This is a genomic window from Halorubrum sp. Eb13 (assembly GCF_002252895.1).
Taxonomy (GTDB): domain Archaea; phylum Halobacteriota; class Halobacteria; order Halobacteriales; family Haloferacaceae; genus Halorubrum.
Genome location: NZ_NHPE01000042.1, coordinates 12,447 through 32,211, shown reverse-complemented (window position 1 = coordinate 32,211; position 19,765 = coordinate 12,447). Strand labels below are relative to the sequence as shown.

21 protein-coding genes are annotated in these 19,765 nt (G+C 70.2%); 15 read left to right on the top strand and 6 right to left on the bottom strand.

The annotated features are described in order from the left end of the window. Positions 1-33 precede the first annotated feature (33 nt). Positions 34-390 carry a hypothetical protein gene (locus tag DJ75_RS04740; RefSeq protein WP_094523033.1) on the bottom strand — a complete coding sequence of 119 codons (357 nt, stop codon included), beginning with the start codon at positions 388-390 and terminating at the stop codon, positions 34-36. Positions 391-512: 122 nt separating this feature from the next. On the opposite strand from DJ75_RS04740, the gene DJ75_RS04735 reads away from it, so the two are divergent. Further along, positions 513-2,213 (top strand): methylmalonyl-CoA mutase, encoded by a 1,701-nt coding sequence (locus tag DJ75_RS04735; RefSeq protein WP_094523031.1) that lies wholly within the window; start codon positions 513-515, stop codon positions 2,211-2,213. Between the two features lie 68 nt (positions 2,214-2,281). Here the strand turns inward: DJ75_RS04735 and DJ75_RS04730 are convergent, their stop codons facing one another. Continuing rightward, positions 2,282-2,518 (bottom strand): hypothetical protein, encoded by a 237-nt coding sequence (locus DJ75_RS04730; protein ID WP_094523029.1) that lies wholly within the window; start codon positions 2,516-2,518, stop codon positions 2,282-2,284. Between the two features lie 110 nt (positions 2,519-2,628). Here DJ75_RS04730 and DJ75_RS04725 point away from each other — a divergent pair, with 110 nt between their 5' ends. The 4 genes from DJ75_RS04725 to DJ75_RS04710 all read left to right on the top strand — a co-directional run bounded on the left by DJ75_RS04725 (position 2,629) and on the right by DJ75_RS04710 (position 7,104). Next, positions 2,629-3,393 carry a phosphopantothenate/pantothenate synthetase gene (locus DJ75_RS04725; protein ID WP_094523027.1) on the top strand — a complete coding sequence of 255 codons (765 nt, stop codon included), beginning with the start codon at positions 2,629-2,631 and terminating at the stop codon, positions 3,391-3,393. A gap of 162 nt (positions 3,394-3,555) precedes the next feature. Then, entirely contained in the window at positions 3,556-4,005 is a 450-nt protein-coding gene (locus DJ75_RS04720; RefSeq protein WP_094523025.1) for an Lrp/AsnC family transcriptional regulator, read from the top strand. Positions 4,006-4,108: 103 nt separating this feature from the next. Further along, positions 4,109-5,263, top strand: a complete 1,155-nt coding sequence (locus DJ75_RS04715) for a DUF63 family protein (protein WP_094523023.1) — start codon at positions 4,109-4,111, stop codon at positions 5,261-5,263. Between the two features lie 164 nt (positions 5,264-5,427). Then, positions 5,428-7,104 (top strand): methylmalonyl-CoA mutase, encoded by a 1,677-nt coding sequence (locus DJ75_RS04710; protein ID WP_094523021.1) that lies wholly within the window; start codon positions 5,428-5,430, stop codon positions 7,102-7,104. A gap of 9 nt (positions 7,105-7,113) precedes the next feature. On the opposite strand, the gene DJ75_RS04705 is transcribed toward DJ75_RS04710, so the two are convergent. After that, positions 7,114-7,428 (bottom strand): YbjQ family protein, encoded by a 315-nt coding sequence (locus DJ75_RS04705; protein WP_094523019.1) that lies wholly within the window; start codon positions 7,426-7,428, stop codon positions 7,114-7,116. 77 nt (positions 7,429-7,505) lie between these two features. After that, positions 7,506-8,309, bottom strand: coding sequence for a formate/nitrite transporter family protein (locus DJ75_RS04700; protein ID WP_094523017.1), 804 nt, complete (start codon positions 8,307-8,309; stop codon positions 7,506-7,508). Positions 8,310-8,429: 120 nt separating this feature from the next. On the opposite strand from DJ75_RS04700, the gene mce reads away from it, so the two are divergent. Then, positions 8,430-8,813, top strand: a complete 384-nt coding sequence (mce, locus tag DJ75_RS04695; protein ID WP_094523016.1) for a methylmalonyl-CoA epimerase — start codon at positions 8,430-8,432, stop codon at positions 8,811-8,813. Positions 8,814-8,849: 36 nt separating this feature from the next. Here the strand turns inward: mce and DJ75_RS04690 are convergent, their stop codons facing one another. Beyond that, a complete protein-coding gene (locus tag DJ75_RS04690; RefSeq protein WP_094523014.1) occupies positions 8,850-11,021 on the bottom strand; it encodes a S9 family peptidase in 2,172 nt (723 codons plus the stop codon). 203 nt (positions 11,022-11,224) lie between these two features. Between DJ75_RS04690 and DJ75_RS04685 the strand changes: the two genes are divergently transcribed. The 9 genes from DJ75_RS04685 to DJ75_RS04645 all read left to right on the top strand — a co-directional run bounded on the left by DJ75_RS04685 (position 11,225) and on the right by DJ75_RS04645 (position 18,901). Continuing rightward, positions 11,225-11,920 carry a cyclase family protein gene (locus DJ75_RS04685; protein ID WP_094523012.1) on the top strand — a complete coding sequence of 232 codons (696 nt, stop codon included), beginning with the start codon at positions 11,225-11,227 and terminating at the stop codon, positions 11,918-11,920. Positions 11,921-12,035: 115 nt separating this feature from the next. Beyond that, positions 12,036-12,317: a 50S ribosomal protein L44e gene (locus DJ75_RS04680; RefSeq protein ID WP_053771189.1), complete on the top strand. Its 282-nt coding sequence runs from the start codon at positions 12,036-12,038 to the stop codon at positions 12,315-12,317. A gap of 2 nt (positions 12,318-12,319) precedes the next feature. Continuing rightward, on the top strand, positions 12,320-12,493 hold the full coding sequence (locus DJ75_RS04675) for a 30S ribosomal protein S27e (RefSeq protein WP_008004084.1): 174 nt from the start codon (positions 12,320-12,322) through the stop codon (positions 12,491-12,493). Between the two features lie 18 nt (positions 12,494-12,511). Next, a complete protein-coding gene (locus tag DJ75_RS04670) occupies positions 12,512-13,312 on the top strand; it encodes a translation initiation factor IF-2 subunit alpha (protein WP_094523010.1) in 801 nt (266 codons plus the stop codon). A 25-nt stretch (positions 13,313-13,337) separates the two neighbouring features. Then, positions 13,338-13,520 carry an RNA-protein complex protein Nop10 gene (locus tag DJ75_RS04665; protein ID WP_094523008.1) on the top strand — a complete coding sequence of 61 codons (183 nt, stop codon included), beginning with the start codon at positions 13,338-13,340 and terminating at the stop codon, positions 13,518-13,520. A 76-nt stretch (positions 13,521-13,596) separates the two neighbouring features. Beyond that, positions 13,597-14,349, top strand: coding sequence for a proteasome assembly chaperone family protein (locus DJ75_RS04660; protein ID WP_094523006.1), 753 nt, complete (start codon positions 13,597-13,599; stop codon positions 14,347-14,349). 80 nt (positions 14,350-14,429) lie between these two features. Next, entirely contained in the window at positions 14,430-15,596 is a 1,167-nt protein-coding gene (locus DJ75_RS04655) for a thiolase domain-containing protein (protein WP_094523004.1), read from the top strand. Next, positions 15,593-16,066, top strand: a complete 474-nt coding sequence (locus tag DJ75_RS04650) for a Zn-ribbon domain-containing OB-fold protein (protein WP_094523002.1) — start codon at positions 15,593-15,595, stop codon at positions 16,064-16,066. The genes DJ75_RS04655 and DJ75_RS04650 overlap by 4 nt, the downstream gene beginning before the upstream one ends. Positions 16,067-16,153: 87 nt before the next feature. Further along, positions 16,154-18,901 (top strand): PAS domain S-box protein, encoded by a 2,748-nt coding sequence (locus DJ75_RS04645; protein ID WP_094523000.1) that lies wholly within the window; start codon positions 16,154-16,156, stop codon positions 18,899-18,901. A 3-nt stretch (positions 18,902-18,904) separates the two neighbouring features. Here DJ75_RS04645 and DJ75_RS04640 read toward each other — a convergent pair whose 3' ends face one another. Continuing rightward, a complete protein-coding gene (locus DJ75_RS04640) occupies positions 18,905-19,675 on the bottom strand; it encodes a VOC family protein (RefSeq protein WP_094522998.1) in 771 nt (256 codons plus the stop codon). Positions 19,676-19,765: the final 90 nt, after the last annotated feature.

The window sequence follows — 19,765 nt, the reverse complement described above, 5'->3', positions numbered from 1 at the left end:
CGGACGGCGATCGAACCCACAGCGCGGTCGGGGTCACTCCCCATCGGCGTTCACGCGACCGATGAACGACCAGTGGGTCTCGTGAGTTCCGTTCGGAAGGGTCTCTTCGGTGACGTGGTAGAGGTACGGCCCGTGCGGACAGTCGTCACAGCCCTCCTGACAGGAGTACTGTTTCACGACTTCGGTGTATCCCTCGTGTTCGGTGACGCGCAGGATGTCCTCGCCGGCCTCCGCGTCGACCGGGAGCTCCGTCTCCTCGTGGTAGTGCAGCAGCTCCTGCGCGTGGACGATCGCCTTACGGAGCTCCTCCGGTGTGCAGTTTTTCAGCTGCTTGACGAGCTTCGGCGGTAATCCTTCGGGCGGCGTCGGGGACTCCGATGGGTCGGTCATGGGTGGGGATTGACTCCGAGCCCTCATAACGGTCGGTGGCGATTCGGACCGCCGGCGAATCCGGCCGGCCGCGCGGCAAATTGTAATGAATATTTATATGAGTCCGGCGGGTAGCGGGCGGCATGTACGACGACGAGGAGCTCTCCGAAATCCGCGAGGCCAAGGAGTCGTGGGAGGCGGAGACGCTCGACCCGACCCTCGACCGGCACGGCGAGCGGAACGAGCGGTTCGCGACGGTGTCGAACCACGAGGTCGACCGGCTGTACACCCCCGCGGACGTGGCCGACCTCGACTACGGCGAGGACCTCGGCTTCCCCGGCGAGGAGCCGTACACCCGGGGCGTCTACCCGACGATGCACCGCGGCCGGACGTGGACGATGCGGCAGTTCGCGGGGTTCGGCACCGCCGAGGAGACGAACGAGCGCTTCCGCTACCTCATCGACGAGGGCCAGACCGGGCTCTCGACCGCCTTCGACATGCCGTCGCTGATGGGGCTCGACTCCGACGACCCGATGTCGCTCGGCGAGGTCGGCAAGGAGGGCGTCGCCGTCGACACGCTCCGAGACATGGAGGTCCTCTTCGACGGGATCGACGTCGGCGAGGTGTCCACCTCCTTCACCATCAACCCCAGCGCGCCGGTGATCTACGCGATGTACGTCGCCATCGCGGACCAGCAAGGTGTCCCGCGCGAGGAGCTTCGGGGGACCCTCCAGAACGACATGCTGAAGGAGTTCATCGCGCAGAAGGAGTGGGTGATCCCGCCGGAGCCCTCCCTCGACCTGGTGACGGACACGATCGAGTTCGCCGTCGACGAGACCCCTTCGTTCAAACCGATCTCGGTGTCGGGGTACCACATCCGCGAGGCGGGCTCGACCGCGGTCCAGGAGCTCGCCTTCACCCTCGCCGACGGGTTCGCGTACGTCGAGGCGTGTCTCGACCGCGGGCTCGACGTCGACGCGTTCGCCCCGCAGCTCTCCTTCTTTTTCAACTCGCACAACTCGATCTTCGAGGAGGTCGCGAAGTTCCGCGCCGCCCGTCGGATCTACGCGCGGATCATGGACGAGTGGTACGACGCCGAGGCCGACGCCTCGAAGCAGTTGAAGTTCCACACCCAGACCGCGGGCCAGTCGCTGACGGCCCAGCAACCCCTGAACAACGTCGTCCGCGTCACGCTACAGGCGCTGGCGGGCGTCTTGGGGGGAACCCAGAGCCTCCACACCAACTCCTTCGACGAGGCGCTGGCGCTCCCCTCCGAGCGGGCCGTGCGGGTCGCGCTCCGCACCCAGCAGATCATCGCGGAGGAGTCGGGCGCGGCCGACATCGTCGACCCGCTGGGCGGCTCCTTCGCGGTGGAGGCGCTCACGGACGAGGTGGAGGCGGAGGCGACCGCGTATATCGAAGAGATCCGAGAGATGGGCGACGGGTCGGTCCGCGACGGGGTGCTCGCCGGGATCGAGCAGGGGTACTTCCACCGCGAGATCCAGCAGGCCTCCTACGAGTACCAAGAGCGGGTCGACGAGGGCGAGGAGACCGTCGTCGGCGTCAACGCCTATCAGGTCGAAGAGGACACGGAGCCGGACCTGCTCCGGGTCGACGAGACGACCCGGGAGCGCCAGCTCGACCGGCTCGAGTCGGTGAAGGCGGAGCGCGACGACGACGCGGTCGACGCCGCCTTGGACGACCTCCGCGACGCGGTCGACGCCGGCGAGAACGTGATGCCCGCGATCGTCGCGGCGGTGAAGGCGTACGCGACGATGGGCGAGATCATGGCGGTGTTCGAGGCGGAGTACGGGACGTACCGCGAGCGTATCGGGGTGGCCTGAGCGGGGAAAAAGCGGGGACGTCGAAGCGGACGGACCGACCGCGCGCGAAGCCGCATCGATCCGCCGCGTTACGCCGGATCGACCGGCCGCGCGGACTCCGCGCACCACGCGTTGCCCCGGCGACCAGCGCGCCGCAGGTCGAGCTCGACGACCGTGCCGGCGTCGAGCGACGACAGCTCGGCCTCCACGTCGGGATCGTCGTACTCGACGACGTACAGCGTCCCGTTCCGGGGGTATTCACGGAGCGTGATCGCCCCGTGGTCGTTGCACGCGTCCACGATCGTGTACTTGCCAGTGCGATCCATCCCGTGTGGCGCTACGAAGTAACCCATGTTAACGTTTGTGCGTACGGGTACCGGAGCCACACGGTGGCCGCGAACGGTCCACTTTAATCGGCGCGCCGCCTCGCTCCGGTATGACGGAGACGGAGGTCCCGGAGGACCACCCGCGGTACGCCTCGCTCGTGACGCGCCACCGGATCGAGGAGGGGGTGAAGAAGGGGATCACATCGAAGCAGGGACTCATCGCCCAGGGACGCGCGGAGGCCTTCGACTACCTCCTCGGCGAGCGGACCCTCCCGAGCGCCGACCGCGCCGCGCGCGCCGCCGCGGCGACCCTGCTGACGGCCGACCGTCCGGTGATCTCGGTGAACGGCAACGTCGCGGCCCTCGCCCCCGCGGAGACGGTCGCGCTCGCCGAGGCGGTCGACGCCGACCTGGAAGTGAACCTCTTCAACCACACCGACGAGCGCGTCCGGCGCATCGCCGACCACCTCCGCGAGCACGGCGCCGACCGGGTCAAGGGCATGGCCGGCGACGGGGAGATCCCCGGGCTGTCGCACGCTCGCGGCGTCGTCGACGCCGACGGGATCGAGGCGGCGGACGTCGTGGTCGTCCCGCTGGAGGACGGCGACCGCGCGGCGGCGCTCGACGCGATGGGGAAGACGGAGATCGTGGTCGACCTGAATCCCGGGAGCCGGTCGCCGCGGACCGCGGACGTTCCGATCGTCGACAACCTGATCCGGGCGGTGCCGAACGTCGCGTCGCACGCGCGAGACCTCGCGGACGCGTCTCACGAGGAGCTGCGGGAGATCGTCGACGCGTTCGACGCCGACGAGGCGCTCGCGGCGGCGGAAGCGGCCATCCGAGAGGGGTCGTTCGAGACTCCGGCCGAGGCGTAATCGGACGGAATCCCGCCCGAGACGTACTCAGACGAATCGCCTCGGCCGGCGTCTCGGGCGGAGATCGGCCGCCCGGCGAGTGGCCGGAGGTGTTGAGAATACAACCCGTAGCGACGCCGAAACGCCGGAACTGAAAAGTCCGCTCCCGACGTAGGCCCGGCCATGGAACTCGACGAGACGGACCGCGCCATCCTCAGGATCCTCCAAGAGGACGCTCGGACGCCGTTCTCGGAGATCGCGCGGCGGATCGACATGTCGAGCGCGACCGTCCACGACCGAGTGGGGCGGATGGAGGAGGCCGGCGTCATCGAGGGGTACCACGCGGAGGTCGACCCCAAGGCCGTCGGTTACGGCGTCAGCGCGTTCGTCGGACTCCGCATCGAGCAGGGACGCGAGGAGGACGCGCTCGACCGGCTCCGCGACATCGACGGCGTCAGCGAGATCCACCTGACGACCGGCAAGTGGGACGTCATCTTGCGCGTCGTCGCCGCCGACACCGACAGCCTCCGCGATCTGATGTTCGACGAGATAGCGGAGATGGACGGGTTCTCGCGGTCGCAGACCATGATCATCCTCGGCACCGACTTCGAGGCCGACGGCCCGCCGATCTGAGCGGGGCTCCGCGCCGCGTCGCGCTCTTCGGGACCCGTCGCGGACGACGACGAGGCGAGCCGGGACCGGAACGCTCAACTCGGGAACACTCCGAACGGGAGTCATGAGCACACCGGTCGCCGGACGGATCAGGCAGTCTCCGGAGCGGGCGTGGGCGGCGGTCGTCGGCGGGGTCGCGCTCCTGCTCGCGGTCGGATCGGTCGTCTTCCCGCGAGCCGTGTACGATCGGTTCGTCTGGCGGTACTTCTGGGGACCGGTCGTCGCCGACGGGCAGGGGGCGCAGTGCGCCGTCCGGGACGCTGGCGGCACGGAGTTGCTCGGGGGCTCGGGCGCGTGTCAGGCCGCCGTCGACGCTGGGGAAGTCGTCGCGTTCCCGGGGTACACCACCGTCTCGACGGTGAGCTACGTGGTCGTTCTGCTCGGGATGCTGATCGGCGTCGTCTTCCTGCTCCGCCGGTTGGATATCGGCGACGAGCTGCGGTTCTTCTACGCGCTGTTCCCGTTCATGCTGCTCGGCGGCGCGCTCCGCACCGTCGAGGACTCGGGGGTCGCCGCGGTCCGCGCCGGCACGGAGCCGCTGATCCCCTTCCCCGCGAGCGCGGTGCTGATCAGCCCGTTCATCTACTTCACCGCGTTCGGCGTCACCCTCGCCTGCGTCATCGCGGCGTACGCGCTGGCGGACCGCGGGGTCGTCGACGACTACGCCCGACCGCTGTTCGCGATGGGGACGCTCGCCCTCGCGGCCTCGCTCGGCTACCTCTCGTACCTCGCCGCCGCGACCGACTACGTCGAGTTCTACCCGCAGGTGCTCGCGCTCACGCTGCTCCTCGCGACCGTCTCGACGGCGGCCACCTGGAAGCTCGCGACCGCGTACGAACCGACGGTCCGGCAGGGGACGGGGGCCGCGGGGATCGTCATCATCTGGGGCCACGCGATCGACGGCGTCGCCAACGTGATCGGGCTCAACTGGATGCCGGCGCTGACCGGGACCGCGAACCTCGTGCCGAAACACGTCGTCAACGCGCTGATCGTGAACTGGACCGGGCGGCTCCTCCCGGACTCGGTCCTCGCCGTCACCGGCGACGCGTGGCCGTTCCTCCTCGTCAAGCTCGCGGCCGCGACGTTCGTCGTCTGGGTGTTCAACGGCGAGATGTTCGAGGAGTCGCCGCGCTACACGCTGATGCTGCTCATCACCGTGCTGGCCGTCGGGCTCGGACCCGGGACGCGGGACATGCTCCGAGCCACCTTCGGGGTCTGAGTACCGGAGGCCGACCCGTCTGACCCCGCCGGTCGCGTCGTCGCCGGCGGTCCGCCCCGGTCGCAGGCGGAGGGGTTCTCCCTCGCCCCGTCGCCGTCGTCGAACTGTCGGCGTTACGCCATTCCCGAAAAGGGTTAAGTCGCGTTCGGACGACTGGTTCACTAATGTACGATCCTGAGGAACTGGCCGAGATTCGGGAGGCCAAGGAGTCGTGGGAGTCCGGGACCTACGGCGAGACGGTCGACCGGTTCGGGGAGCGCAAGGAGACGTTCACCACCGACACGGGCGGCCAGGAGGTCGACCCGCTGTACACCCCCGCCGACGTCCCCGACCACGACTACCGCGAGGACGTCGGGAACCCGGGCGAGGAGCCGTACACGCGCGGCGTCTACTCGACGATGCACCGCGGCCGGCTCTGGACGATGCGCCAGTACGCGGGGATGGGCACCGCCGCGGAGACGAACGAGCGGTTCAACTACCTCATCGACGAGGGCTCCTCCGGGCTCTCGATGGCGTTCGACCTCCCGACGCAGATGGGGTACGACTCCGACGCCGCGATGGCCGAGGGCGAGGTGGGGCGCTCGGGCGTCGCCATCGACACCCTCGACGACTTCGAGACGGTCTTCGACGGGATCCCCTTGGACGAGGTGTCGACGTCGATGACGATCAACGCCCCCGCGGCCGTCCTCCTCGCGATGTACGTCGCGATGGGCGACGAGCAAGGGGTCCCGCGCGAGGAGCTCCGGGGCACCATTCAGAACGACATCATGAAGGAGTACATCGCGCGGAACCTCTACATCTACCCGCCGAAGCAGTCGATGCGGCTGATCACGGACATCTTCGACTTCTGCGCCGCGGAGACCCCTAGTTTCAACACGATCTCCATCTCGGGGTACCACATCCGCGAGGCGGGCTCGACCGCGGCCCAGGAGGTCGCGTTCACCCTCGGCGACGGCATCGAGTACGTGCAGGCCGCGATCGACGCCGGCCTCGACGTCGACGAGTTCGCCCCGCAGCTCTCCTTCTTTTTCAACGCCCACAACAACGTCTTCGAGGAGGCCGCGAAGTTCCGCGCCGCCCGGCGCATGTGGGCGAAGATCATGGAGGAGCGGTTCGACGCGGAGAACCCCAAGTCGAAACAGCTCAAGTTCCACACCCAGACCGGCGGCTCCACCCTCACCGCCCAGCAGATCGAGAACAACGTCGTCCGCGTCGCGTATCAGGCGCTCGCGGCCGTGTTGGGAGGGACCCAGAGCCTCCACACCAACGGGAAAGACGAGGCGCTCGCGCTCCCCACCGAGAAGTCGGTCCGCACCGCGCTGCGCACCCAGCAGATCCTCGCTCACGAGTCCGGCGCGGCCGACACGATCGACCCGCTGGCCGGGTCGTACTACGTGGAGAGCCTCACCGACGGGATCGAGGAGGAGGCGTTCGAGATCCTCGACGAGGTCGACCGCCGCGGCGGAATGTTAGAGGCGGTCGAGAGCCAGTGGGTCCAGCGGCAGATACAGGACGTCGCCTTCGAGCGCCAGCGGGAGGTCGAGGAGGGAGAGCGGATCATCGTCGGGGTCAACGAGTACGCGGTCGACGAGGAGCCGGAGATGGACCTCGAAGAGGTGGACCCCGAGCAGGAGCAGAACCAGCGCGAGCGCCTGCAGGAGGTGAAGGCCGACCGCGACGACGACGCGGTGGCGGACGCGCTCGGGTCGCTTCGCGAGGCCGCGCGGGGCACCGAGAACGTGATGCCGCACGTCGTCGACGCCGTGAAGGCGTACGCGACGGTCCAGGAGATATCGGACGTGTTCCGCGACGAGTTCGGCGAGTACAAGCCGGGGCGGTAGGGCGGCGACCTACCGAAGCCGCACCGCGGTCCCGTACGCGAGGATCTCCGCGCCGCTGTCGGCGATCGAGGAGGTCGTGTACCGGACGTTGATCACGCCGTCGGCGCCGAGCGCCTCCGCCTCCTCGATCATGCGGTCCTGCGCCTGATCCCGGGCGTCAGTCATCAGCTCGGTGTACCCCTTCAGCTCGCCGCCCGCGAGGTTGCGGAGGCCCTGCGTGATGTCGCGGCCGACGTTGCGAGCGCGGACCGTGTTCCCGCGGACGAGCCCGAGCGTCTCGGTCACTTCCTTGCCGGCGATCGATTCGGTGTTGGAGAGCTCCATGTGAGGCCGATTCGTCGACCACCGGTATAAATCTCGACGACAGTCGACCGCTCCGGCCACCGCCGCGCCGCCGGTCCTCAGTCCGCGCCGCGGACGACGTGACCGTACTTCAGCAGCGCGACGAACACCGCGCCGCCGAAGGCGTTGCCGACCGTCGACAGCACGAGGAACCCGACGTAGTCGGACAGCGAGATCGCGTCCGAGACGATCAGCCCGAACAGCACCTCGACGTTGCCCGCGATCGAGTGCGGGAGGTGGAGCAGTCCGATCGTCCCGGTGACGATCAGCACGAGGAGGATTCGGGCGGTCGTCTCCTGCGCCGCCGTCACGAGCCACGCCAGCAGGCCCATTAGCCAGCCGGCGAAGACCCCGCCGACGAACAGCCACGGGAGGTCGTGGTCGACGAGCTTCAGGGCGATGGTCTCGAACGACTCGGGATCGACGACGCCGAGCTCCGGCATCAACAGGGTCACGAGCAGGGTGAACAGCAGACCGCCGGCGAGGTTCCCGACGTACACCCACCCCCAGAGCCGGCCCAACTGCCTGACCGACGCCTGCCGATCGAGCACCGGGATCACGGCCAGCGTCGTGTGCTCGGTGAACAGCTCCGAGCGGCCGAGGATGACGAACATGAACCCGATGGAGTAGACGCTCGCCAACAGCAGTTCGGTCCCGAGGTCGCCGAAGCTCCCCGGCGAGAGCGTCAGGATCACCGCCATCATCAGCGGGCCGAACCCGATGTCGAGCCCCGCCGACAGCCCGGAGAGCAGCAGCCCCGAGCGCTCCCGATTCATCTCGTGGAGCGCGCTCTCGAGCAGCGAGCCGAGGATGTTCCGCGACGTCATCTGCTCCGTCGCCGCGTCGGTCTGTGAGTCGCTCACTGGTAGAGTCGATCCTCGATTCCCGCGGGGCCTACCCAAACCTTTTGATTCCGGTGAGCGGAGCGAGGGACCCGACCGTCGCTCGGTTCTTATAAGTCGGCGGCGCCGGATCCGAGTCGTATGCGATTCGATCACGTCGGCGTCGCGACGCGCGACGCCGCCGACCTCGCGGACCTGTTCGAGGGCCTGCTCCACGCGCCGATCGCGCACGAGGAGACGTTCGACGGGATGGACGTCGTCTTCCTCGAACTCGACGGCGGCTACTTCGAACTCCTCGAGCCCGACGACGGCGGCGCGATCGCCGACTACCTCGACCGGGAGGGGCCGGGGATCCACCACGTCGCGCTCGCGACCGACGACCTCCGCGGGGCGCTGGACCGCGCCCACGACCTCGGCGTCGACCTCGTCGACGAGGAGCCGCGTCCGGGAGCGTGGGGCCACGAGGTCGCGTTCCTCCATCCGCGGTCGACGGGCGGGGTACTCGTGGAGTTCGTCGAGCACTGAGCCCGAAGGCCCCTCTGCGGCGACGCCGACCGCGGTTCAGTCGCCGCCGTCCGCCGCCGAGTCGTGCGTCTCGTACCAGTCGAGGATCTTCTCCAGCCGGTGGATCGCCCGGTCCGGGTCGCCGATGTTGTGGTGCTCGTCCGGGTAGACGACCAGCTCGGCGTCGACCCCCTGCTTCCGGGCCGCGACGTACAGCTGCTCGGACTGGGAGGGCGGGCACCGCCAGTCCTCGCCGCCGGCCATCACGAGCAGCGGCGTCTCGATGCTCCCGGCGTCGAGGATCGCGGTCGACGCGTCGTACGCCTCCGGGTTCTCCCACGGGAGCCCGTACTCGGCCTCGAACCACGTGTGGGTGTCGTCGGTGCCGAACGCCGACCGGAGGTCGTAGATGCCGTGCTCCGGCGCGGCGGCGGCGAAGAGGTCGGGCTCTCGGGTGACGAGGAACCCCTGCGCGATCCCGCCGTACGAGAAGCCGTGACCGAACACGCGGTCGGGGTCGACCCAGCCCCGGTCCGCGAGCGACGCGACGCCCGCAGCGATGTCGTCGACCTCGGCGGTTCCCCAGGCGCCGGTCAGCTCCGCGGTGAACTCCCGGCCGCGGGAGGTGCCCCCGCGGTAGTTCGGTCGGAACACGAGGTACCCCCGGCTGGTCAGCGCGGCGTGCGCGAAGCTGAACACGGGCTCGTCGTACGACATCGGTCCGCCGTGGATCGCGACCACGAGCGGGTGGTCGCCCCCGGTCGGCTCGATCTCGGGGTCGTGATACACGACGCCGTCGAGCGTCCAGCCGTCCGACTCCCACCCGACGCGCGTGGCCTCCGGCATCGCGAACTCGTCGATCAGCGACTCGTTGACCGCGGTGAGCCGCAGGAACGAGTTCGGTTCCGTCTCCGAATCGAGGTCGTCGACGTCGACCGCGTACAGGTCGGATCCGTCGATCGGGTCCGAGAGGATCATCACCGACGTCGACCCGTCGGCCGAGACGTCGAAGCCGGCCAGCGCGCGGTCGCGGCCCTGCGCCGCGAAGACGCGTTCGACGGAGCCGTCGGTCTCCACGCGGACCAGCCGCGTGTGGCTCTCGTCGGCGATCGGGACGTATATGGCGCCGTCGACCCAGCGCGGCGCGCCGCCGCGGGCGACCGTCCGGTCGAGGTCGACGGTGAGAGAGGCGACGCTCTCGGCGTCCCCCTCGCCGTCCGCGTCGCCGTCGACGAGGTACACCTCGGCCGGCGCGGGGGGGTCGTCGGGGTCGCCCGCGACCGTCACCAGCTCGCCGGCGCCGGGGCGCCACGTCGGGACGCCGTGAGAGCGGTCGCCGCCGGTGAGCCGCTCGGCGTCGCCGCCCTCGGGCGACACCGCGTAGACGTCGCGGACCGTGGTGTCGTCGGGGCGGTCGAGCCGGCAGGAGGTGAACGCGATCCGGCCGTCGTCGCCCCAGTGAGGGTCCATCCCGGTCACGTCCTGGAAGGCGCCGCCGCCGTACGCGTCGTCGAGCCGGCGCGGGTCGCTCTCGGGATCGTCGAGGTCGACGACGAACAGGTACGGCGTCACCTCGTCGGTCCAGCCGACGCCGTTCAGCTTGTGCTGGAGGCGGGTCGTCTCGATCGGCCCGCCCTCCTCGCGCACTTGGTCGAGGTAGTCGGTCTCCTCGTCGGTCGGGTCGCGCGACTCGATCGCTAGCCGGTCGCCCGACGGCGACCAGTCGAAGTCGGCGACGCCCTCGTCGCGCTCCGTGACCTGCCGCGCGTCGCCGCCGAGCGCGAGGTCGAACAGCCACACCTGCGGCTTGGGCTCGTCGTCGCCGGGCGCGCCCTCGCCCTCGTCGTCGCCCGCCTCGTCGTCCTCGCCGGACGCGTCGTCGCCGGACGCGCCGTTCTCGTCGTCCGCCGTTTCGGCCTCGTCTCCGTCGCTCTCCTCCTCCCGGTCCCGCCAGCCGACGCGCCGCTCGGCGTCGCGGTCGCGGGCGGCCACGAACGCGAGGCGGTCGCCCTCGGGGCCCCACGCCGGCGCGGAGGCGCCGGACGCGCTCGTCAGGCGGTGCGGCTCGCGGGAGCCGTCGGTCGGGACGACGAACAGCGAGGCCACGGCCTCGTCCTCGCGCTGGTCGTACTCGGTGGCGGTGAAGGCGACGCGGTCCCCGGAGGGGGAGACGGCGACCTCGCCGATCTGCGTCAGGTCGTAGTAGGCGTCGAGCGGCAGTTTCGACATGGACGCACCGAACGGCGGCCGGAGGAAATACGTTCTGGCCGCGGAAGTCGGGGGAGGCGCCGGCGGTCGGAGAACGGCGCCACCGGCCGGAAAACGGCGTCGGCGCGATCGAGAAACGAAGCCCGCGGTCGACGGACGGTGCCGCCGGGGCCGGGCGCCCGTTCGCCCGCCCTTTTAAGCGTCGCCGCGTCCCACCCCGACCCGTGTTCCGCGACCTCTCGCGACCGATCGAGACGGGGATGCCGACCTACCCCGGCGACCCCGAGGTGACGCTCGCGCCCGACGCGACCCACGAGGCCGACGGCTACGCGACGAGCGAGCTCCGGACCGGCACCCACGCCGGGACCCACCTCGACGCGCCGCGCCACACGCTCTCGGAGGGAGCGACCGTCGAGGAGGTCGACCCGGGTCGGTTCGCGTTCGACGCCCGCCTCGTCGACCTCCGGCCGCTGAGGCCGCGGGAGGCGATCACGGCCGATGCGCTCGAGAACGAGGCGAGGCTCCTCGGGGACGGAGGGGACGCGGTCGATCTCGGAGTCGACCTCCTCGTCCTGCGGACCGGTTGGGCCGCCCACTGGGGGAGCGACCGGTACCGCGACCACCCGTACCTGACCGAGGCGGCCGCGGCGCGGTGCCGAGACCGGGGCGTCGGCGTCGGCGTCGACGCGTTCGGGCCGGATCCGACGCCGACCGCGGCGAGGACGAACGTCGCGCCCGCGAGCGACGAGCCCGACGGCACGCCCGCTCACGACGTCCTCTTAAAAGAGAGCCTCCCGATCGTCGAGAACCTGTGCGGGCTCGACGGGCTGCCGGCGCGGTTCCGGCTGTACGCGTTCCCGCTCCGCCTGCGCGGCGGGGACGGGTCGCCGGTGCGGGCGGTCGCGGAGTGGGAGGGATAACTGGCCGGGCGGCGCGCGGGTATCTCGACCGCTCCGCGGGCCCGATCGCCGGCCGGGAGCCAGACCAAACCCGTTTTAAGCGTCGGCGACGAACCGCGACTCAAGGTCGATATCCATGGAGATGCCACGTCGTTTCAACACGTACTGTCCACACTGTGACTCCCATCAGGAGCACGAAGTGGAGAAGGTTCGATCGGGTCGGGCGACCGGAATGAAGCGAGACGCGCGCCAGCGACGCCGCGCGCTCGCGACGATCGGCAACGCCGGCGGGTACTCGAAGGTCCCCGGTGGCGACAAGCCGACCAAGAAGACCCACCTGAAGTACCGCTGCGGCGACTGCGGCAAGGCCCACATGCGCGAGGGATGGCGCGCCGGCCGGCTCACGTTCCAGGAGTAAGCATGGCGGGAAGCTTCCACCGCGTCGCCTGCGGCGACTGCGAGAACGAACAGGTCGTCTTCGGCAAGGCCTCCTCCGTGGTGTCGTGTGCGGTCTGCGGCACGACGCTCGCGACCCCGACCGGCGGGGAGGCGGAGCTCCACGGCGAGATCGTCGAAACCGTTGAGGCGCGGTAACCGCCTCACCCACCCCGTATGAAGTACAGCGGCTGGCCCGAACCCGGCGAGCTGGTGGTCGGCGACGTCGACGAGATCGCCGACTTCGGCGTGTTCGTCGACCTCGACGAGTACGAGGAGAAGCGCGGCCTCTGTCACATCAGCGAGGTCGCCTCCGGTTGGATCAAGAACGTCCGCGACCACGTCCGCGAGGGACAGACGGTCGTCGCGAAGGTGCTCGAGGTCGACGAGTCCGCGAACCAGATCGATCTGTCGATCAAAGACGTCAACGAACACCAGCGGAAGGACAAGATACAGGCCTGGAAGAACTCGCAGAAGGCCGACAACTGGATGCTGATCGCGCTGGGCGAGGATGTCGACGACGACCGCTACACCACGGTCGCCAACGCGCTCCTCGCCGAGTACGACTCGCTGTACGACGCCTTCGAGGCGGCGGCGATAAGCGGGAGCGAGGCGCTCGAAGGCGTCGACCTCGACGACGACGCCCGCGAGGCGATCGTCGAGGCGGCCCGCGACAACGTCTCGGTGCCGTACGTCGACGTGACCGGCTACGTGGACCTCGAGTCCGCGGCCCCCGACGGCGTCGACGACGTGAAGGCCGCGCTGGAGGCCGCCGAGGGCAACGGCGAGATCCCGGACGGCGTCGACCTGGAGGTCGGCTACGTCGGCTCGCCCGAGTACCGGATCAAGGTCCGCGCGCCCGACTACAAGACGGCCGAGGACCAGTTGGAGGCGGCCGCGGCCCGCGCCCGCGAGGCGATCGAGGGCCGCGGCGGCGCCGGCGACTTCCACCGCGAGCGCCGCGAGGACGACGAGTAACCCCTCCGCGGACACCTTTCTACCCGTGAAATCCGACATTCGCGTCTGCGCGAACTGGGAGGCGACCCACGATCGGCCGGTGTACACGCTCGGCGACTGCTGTCCCGAGTGCGACGGCCCGACCGCCAACAGCGCGCCCGCGCCGTTCAGCCCGGAGGACCCCTACGGGGAGTACCGGCGGCGGGCGCGGCGGCGGGACTCGGAGTAGGCCGTCGGACGGTCGTCCGGCTCTCGCGCCGCCGGAATAGCCACCCTCTTGTGACCGCCGCCCCGACCAGTCCGGTATGGACGACATCGAGATCGACGAGGTAGCGACGCCGGAGCTCGACGACCCGGTGCTCATCGAGGGCCTCCCGGGCGTCGGCCACGTGGGGAAGCTGGCGGCGGAGCACCTGTTAGAGGAGTTCGACGGGGAGCTGGTCCGCCGCGTGTACACCACGGAGTTCCCGCCACAGGTGAGCGTCGACGGCGACGGGGTCGCGGAGCTTACCTGCGCCGAGTTCCACGCCGTCGAGACCGACGGCGCCGACCTGCTCGTGTTGACCGGCGACCACCAGGCCGGCTCGAACGCGGGCCACTACACGCTCACGACGACGTTCCTCGACATCGCCGAGGAGTTCGGGGCGACGCGGGCGTACGCGCTCGGCGGCGTGCCGACCGGCGAGCTCGTCGAGGAGTACACCGTGCTCGGCGCGGTCTCCGACGCCGACCTCGTCGAGGGGCTGAAAGACGCCGGCGTCGAGTTCCGGCCCGACGAGCCGGCCGGCGGGATCGTCGGCGTCTCCGGACTCGTGCTCGGGCTCGGCGGCCGCCGGGGCTTCGACGCCGCCTGCCTCATGGGCGAGACGAGCGGCTACCTCGTCGACCCCAAGAGCGCCCGGGCGGTGCTCGAGACACTCGAGGTGGTCCTCGACTTCTCGGTCGACTACGAGAGCTTAGAGGACCGCGCCGAGGAGATGGAGGAGGTGGTCGGGAAGATCCGCGAGATGCAGGACGGTCCCGCGGTGCCCGACGACGACCTGCGGTACATCGGGTAGGACGCGGTCCGACCGGCTTTTTATACAGAGCGACCGCGCCTTCCGGCAGCGATAAACCGGACCCCGATTATCGTTCAGGTATGACCGACGCACGCGTCGCCGGAGTCGGGCTCACGCGCTTCGGGAGCCACGCGGACCGCGCGGGACGCGACCTCTTCGCGACGGCCGCGGAGCGCGCGTTCGAGGACGCCGGCGTCCCGCGAGAGGACGTCGAGGAACTGAACTACGGGAACTTCATGGGCGCGCTCGCCGAGCATCAAGGCCACCAGGCGCCGCTGATGGCCGAGGCCGCCGGCGTGCGCTGTCCCGCGACCCGGTACGAGTCGGCGTGCGCCTCCGCGGGCGTCGCCGTCCGCGAGGCCGTCCGGACCGTCGCCGCGGGCGACGCCGACGTGGTCCTCGCCGGGGGGATGGAGCGCATGACGAACCTGCCGACCGCCGAGGTGACGGAGGGGCTCGCGATGGCCGCCGACGACCTCTTCGAGGTCCGGTCGGGCGTCACGTTCCCCGGCGCGTACGCCCTGATGGCGACCGCCTACTTCGAGGCGTACGGCGGGGAGCGACGGGACCTGGCCCACGTCGCCTCGAAGAACCACGCGAACGCGCTCCCGAACGAGTACGCACAGTACCGCCGAGAGGTGTCGGTCGACGAGGCGATGGACGCACCGCCGGTCGCCGAACCGCTCCACCTCTACGACGCCTGCCCGATCACCGACGGGGCGAGCGCGCTGGTGGTCGTCTCCGCGGAGTACGCCGCGGAACACGACGTGGACGCCCCCGTCGCGGTGGCGGGGACCGGACAGGGGACCGACCGGATGGCGCTCGGCGACCGCGAACACCTCGCGCGCACGCCGGCCGCCGACGACGCCGCCGAGGCCGCCTACGCGGCCGCCGGCGTGGGCCCGGACGACGTCGACGTCGCCGAGGTCCACGACTGCTTCACCATCGCCGAGGTGCTCGCCACGGAGTCGCTCGGGCTCTTCGAGGTCGGCGAGGGGGTTTCGGCGGCCCGCGAGGGGATCACGACCGCCGACGGCGACCTCCCGGTGAACCTCTCCGGCGGCCTGAAGGCGAAGGGGCACCCGGTCGGCGCGACCGGCGGGTCCCAGATCGCCGAACTGACGCGGCTGCTGCGGGGCGACCACCCGAACAGCGAACACGTCCCAGACGCCGAGGTCGGCGTCGCGCACAACGCGGGCGGAACCGTTGCCAGCGCGGTCGTCCACGTGCTGGAGGTGGCGGAATGAGCGACGACGGTGCCGGCGACGACGGCGACGCGGGGAGCGACGGCGGGGACGCCGACGGGACCGGCCCCACGCCGACGCCGGTCAGCGACGCCGACTACGACGAGTGGCTCGACGCGCTCGCGGCGGGCGAGGGGTACGCGCTGGTCTGTCCCGACGGCCACGGGTCGCTCCCGCCGCGCCGGATCTGTCCGGACTGCGGGTCGGACGCGCTCTCGCGGGAACCGCTCGCGGAGACCGGACGCGTCGAGACGTTCAGCGTCGTCCACGTGCCCTCGCCGCGGTTCGCCGACGACGCCCCGTACGTCACCGCGGTCGTCGACCTCGGGCCGGTCCGAGCGACGGGGGTCCTGCGCGGCGTCGAGCCCGAGGGCGACGCGGTCGAGGTCGGACTGTCGGTGACGGCCGGCGTCGAGGAGCGAGCGACGGACGGGGAGCCGCTGGTCGCGTTCCGGCCGGATGACGGCGAGTAGGAGCCGCGGATCCGCCCGCCCTAGGGTGGTCGATGTTTCCGCTGGCCGACCAAATGGTTATACCGTCGTCACCAGTACTCGGGATCAATGAGAGACCGGATCCGCGTCCTCCTCGTCGACGACGACCCGGACCTCGCGGAGGTGACGGGATCGTTCCTCGAACGCGAGGACGAGCGGATCGCCGTCGAGGCCGCCCCGAACGCGACGGTCGGGCTGGAGCGGCTCGACGAGGGCGGGATCGACTGCGTCGTCTCCGACCACGACATGCCCGGACCGAACGGGATCGAGTTCTTAGAGCGCGTCCGGGAGCGCGATCCCGACCTCCCCTTCGTCCTGTACACCGGAAAGGGGTCGGAGACCGTCGCCAGCGAGGCGATCTCCGCCGGGGTGACGGACTACCTCCAGAAGGGCGGGGGTACCGAGAAGTACGAGATCCTCGCGAACCGGATCGCCGACGCCGTCATGAAGCGCCGCGCCGAGCGCGAGGCCGAACGGACCCGGACGCACCTGCGCGCGATCACCGACAACTCGATGGACGCGATCGTCACCATCGACGCCGACAGCGAGATCCGGTTCGCGAACCCCGCCGTCGAACGGCTGTTCGGCTACGCGCCGAGCGAGCTGGAGGGAGAACCGCTGACGAAGCTGATGCCGGACCGGAAGGCCGCGGATCACACCGCTGGGGTCGAACGGTACGTCTCCGGCGGTGACCCGAAGATGGACTGGTCGGCCGTCGAGTTCCCGGGCCAGCACCGCGAGGGCCACGAGGTGCCGCTGTCGATCTCCTTCGGCGAGTTCGAGGAAGACGGTGAGCGCCGGTTCGTCGGGATCATCCGAGACGTGACCGAGCGCGAGCGGCATCGCGCGTTCCTCGAGCGCTCCAACGACATCGTCTCGGCGCTCGACGCGGACGGGATGTTCCAGTACGCGAGCCCGTCCGTCGAGTCGCTCCTCGGCTACGAGCCGGCGGACCTCCTCGGTGAGGACGCGTTCGAGTACGTGCACCCGGACGACCGCCAACGCGTCCTCGAAGGGTTCAGGGAGTCGATCGCCGGCGACGCGGAGAATCCGACGATAGAGCACCGGCTGGAGCGCGCCGACGGCGACTACCTGTGGGTGGAGTCTGTCGGCAGCAACAGGCTCGACGACAGCGGGATCGACGGGTACGTGATCAACACGCGGGACGTCTCCGACCGGAAGGGGCGCGAGGAGAAGCTGGCCCGTCTCCGCGAGTGGACGCGGGACCTCAACTACACCCGCACGGTCGAGGAGACGACGCAGCTGGCGGTGGACGCCGCGTCGGCGATCATCGGCGCGGAGCTGAGCGGGATCCACCTAGAGAACGACGCCGGAGATGCGCTGGAGCCGATCGCGCTCGCGGAGTCGGTCCCCATGTTCTTCGACGAGCAGCCGTCGTACGACCGAGGCGGGCCGCCGGGGTCGCGCGCGGCCCTCGCGTGGGAGGCGTACCGCGGCGACGAGCCGCTCGCGATCGACGAGCTCTCCGAGTCTGACCGCCTCGACGAGGAGACGCCAGCGGAGAGTCTCGTGCTCCACCCGATCGAGGGGCACGGGCTGTTCGTCATCTCCGCGTCGGCGGCGAACGCGTTCACCGACACGGACGTCCTCATCGCCGTGATCCTGGCGAACCACCTGGAGGCCGCCCTCGACCGCGTCGACCGCGAGACGCGCTTGGAGCGGCTTCACGACGCGACGCGGAACCTGATCCGCGCGGATTCTCGAGAGGCGATCGCCGAGCGCGTCGTCGACGCCGCGGCCGAAGTGCTCGGCTTCTCCGTGACGACCGTCCGGATCCACGACGAGGACGCCGGCGGGCTGGTCCCGGTCGCCGTGTCGGAGGCCGTCGAGGCGACGCTCCCCGAGCGCGAGGTGTTCACGCCCGACGGCGGGAGCCTCAACTGGGCGGCCTACGAGGCGAACGAGGTCCGGGTGTACGACGACATCGAGACTCTCGACGCCGTCGACAACGGGACGGGGCTCCGGAGCCTGATGATCCTCCCGGCGGGCGAGTACGGGACGGTATCGATCGGCGAAACCGACCCCGGCGTCTTCGACGGGACCGACGTGTTCCTCGCGAAGATCCTCGCGACCGCCGCGGAGACGGCGTTCCAGTCGGAGGCCCGTACCGAGCGGCTCCACCGGCGGAGCGCGGAGCTAGAACGGCAGAACGACCGGCTGGAGGAGTTCGCAAGCGTGGTCTCCCACGACCTCCGAAACCCGCTCAACGTGGCGCAGGGCCGGGTAGAGCTGGCTCGAGACGACTGCGACTCGCCGCACCTGGACGCCGCGGCCGGCGCCCATGAACGGATGGACGGACTGATCAGCGACCTGCTCACTCTCGCCCGCGAGGGGGAGCGCGTGAGCGACACGGAGCTCGTTGACTTCGCGGCGGTCGTCGAGTCCTGCTGGCTGAACGTCGACACCGCGGACGCGACGCTCGCCGTCGAGACCGACCTGACGCTGCACGCCGACGAGAGCCGGCTGCAACAGCTGATCGAGAACCTGATGCGCAACAGCGTCGAGCACGGCGGCGATCGCGTCGCCGTCACGGTGGGCGGCCTGACCGACGGCGACGGGTTCTTCGTCGCAGACAACGGGCCCGGAATCCCGCCCGACGACCGGGAGGACGTGTTCGACGTCGGCTACTCGACCTCGCGGGAGGGGACTGGGTTCGGCCTCCGGATCGTCGAGCAGGTGGCGACCGCTCACGGCTGGGACGTGCGGGTCACGGACGACCCCGAGCTGGGCGGCGCCCGGTTCGAGGTGCACGGCGTCGACGTCGCGGAGCGAGCGGCGAGAAACGAGGGGCGCTGACGCCTACTCCCGGACGAGCAGTTCGATCTCGTGGCCGTCTTGATCCTTCGTGAACGCGTAGTTGTGGTCGCAGGAGGCGGGGTCGCGGTAGTCCGGCGCCTCGCGGGTCATCAGCGTCTCCCACGCCTCGTCGAGGTCGTCGACGCGGACGCAGAGGTGGCCCCAGCCGTCGCCCATCGTGTACTCGCGGCCGTCGTAGTTGTACGTGAGCTCCAGCTTCATCGCCTCCTTCGGGGCGTCCTCGGGAGCCATGAAGTAGTTCGAGAAGGTGTCCGCCTCCCAGCGGCCACCCGGCTGCTCCGTGTACTCGAACTTTCGGGTCCAGTAGCCGAGCGCCTCGTCGGCGTCCTCGACGCGGATCATCGTGTGGTCGATGCTCCACTTCTCGCCGTAGTCGCGCTTGACGATCTCGATCTCGTGGCCGTCCGGGTCCTTCACGAACGCGTAGCGGTTGCCGCACGACTCGGGGTCTCGGTAGTCCTCGACGCCCTCCGCCATCAGCTGGTCGTACGACTCCTGGAGAGCGTCCTCGGGGACGCGCACGGCGATGTGACCCCACGCGTCGCCGATCTCGTAGGTACGGTCGCCGTGGTTGTAGGTGAGCTCTAAGAGCGCGCCGTCCTCGTGGACGTCCTCGGGGCCGAGGTAGACGTTGGTGAACGTGTCCGCCTCCCAGCGTCCCTTCTCCTCGTAGTTCAGGTGCGTCTGGTACCAGTCGAGGCTCTCCTCTAAGTCCTCGACGCGGATCATCGTGTGGTCGAAGGTTCCGTCCATAGGGGACGGATCGGCCGCTCGCCCCAAAAGCGTACTGAAGGGGGCACGGAGGACTCGGGACGCCGCCGATCCACCGGTGGGCGACGCACG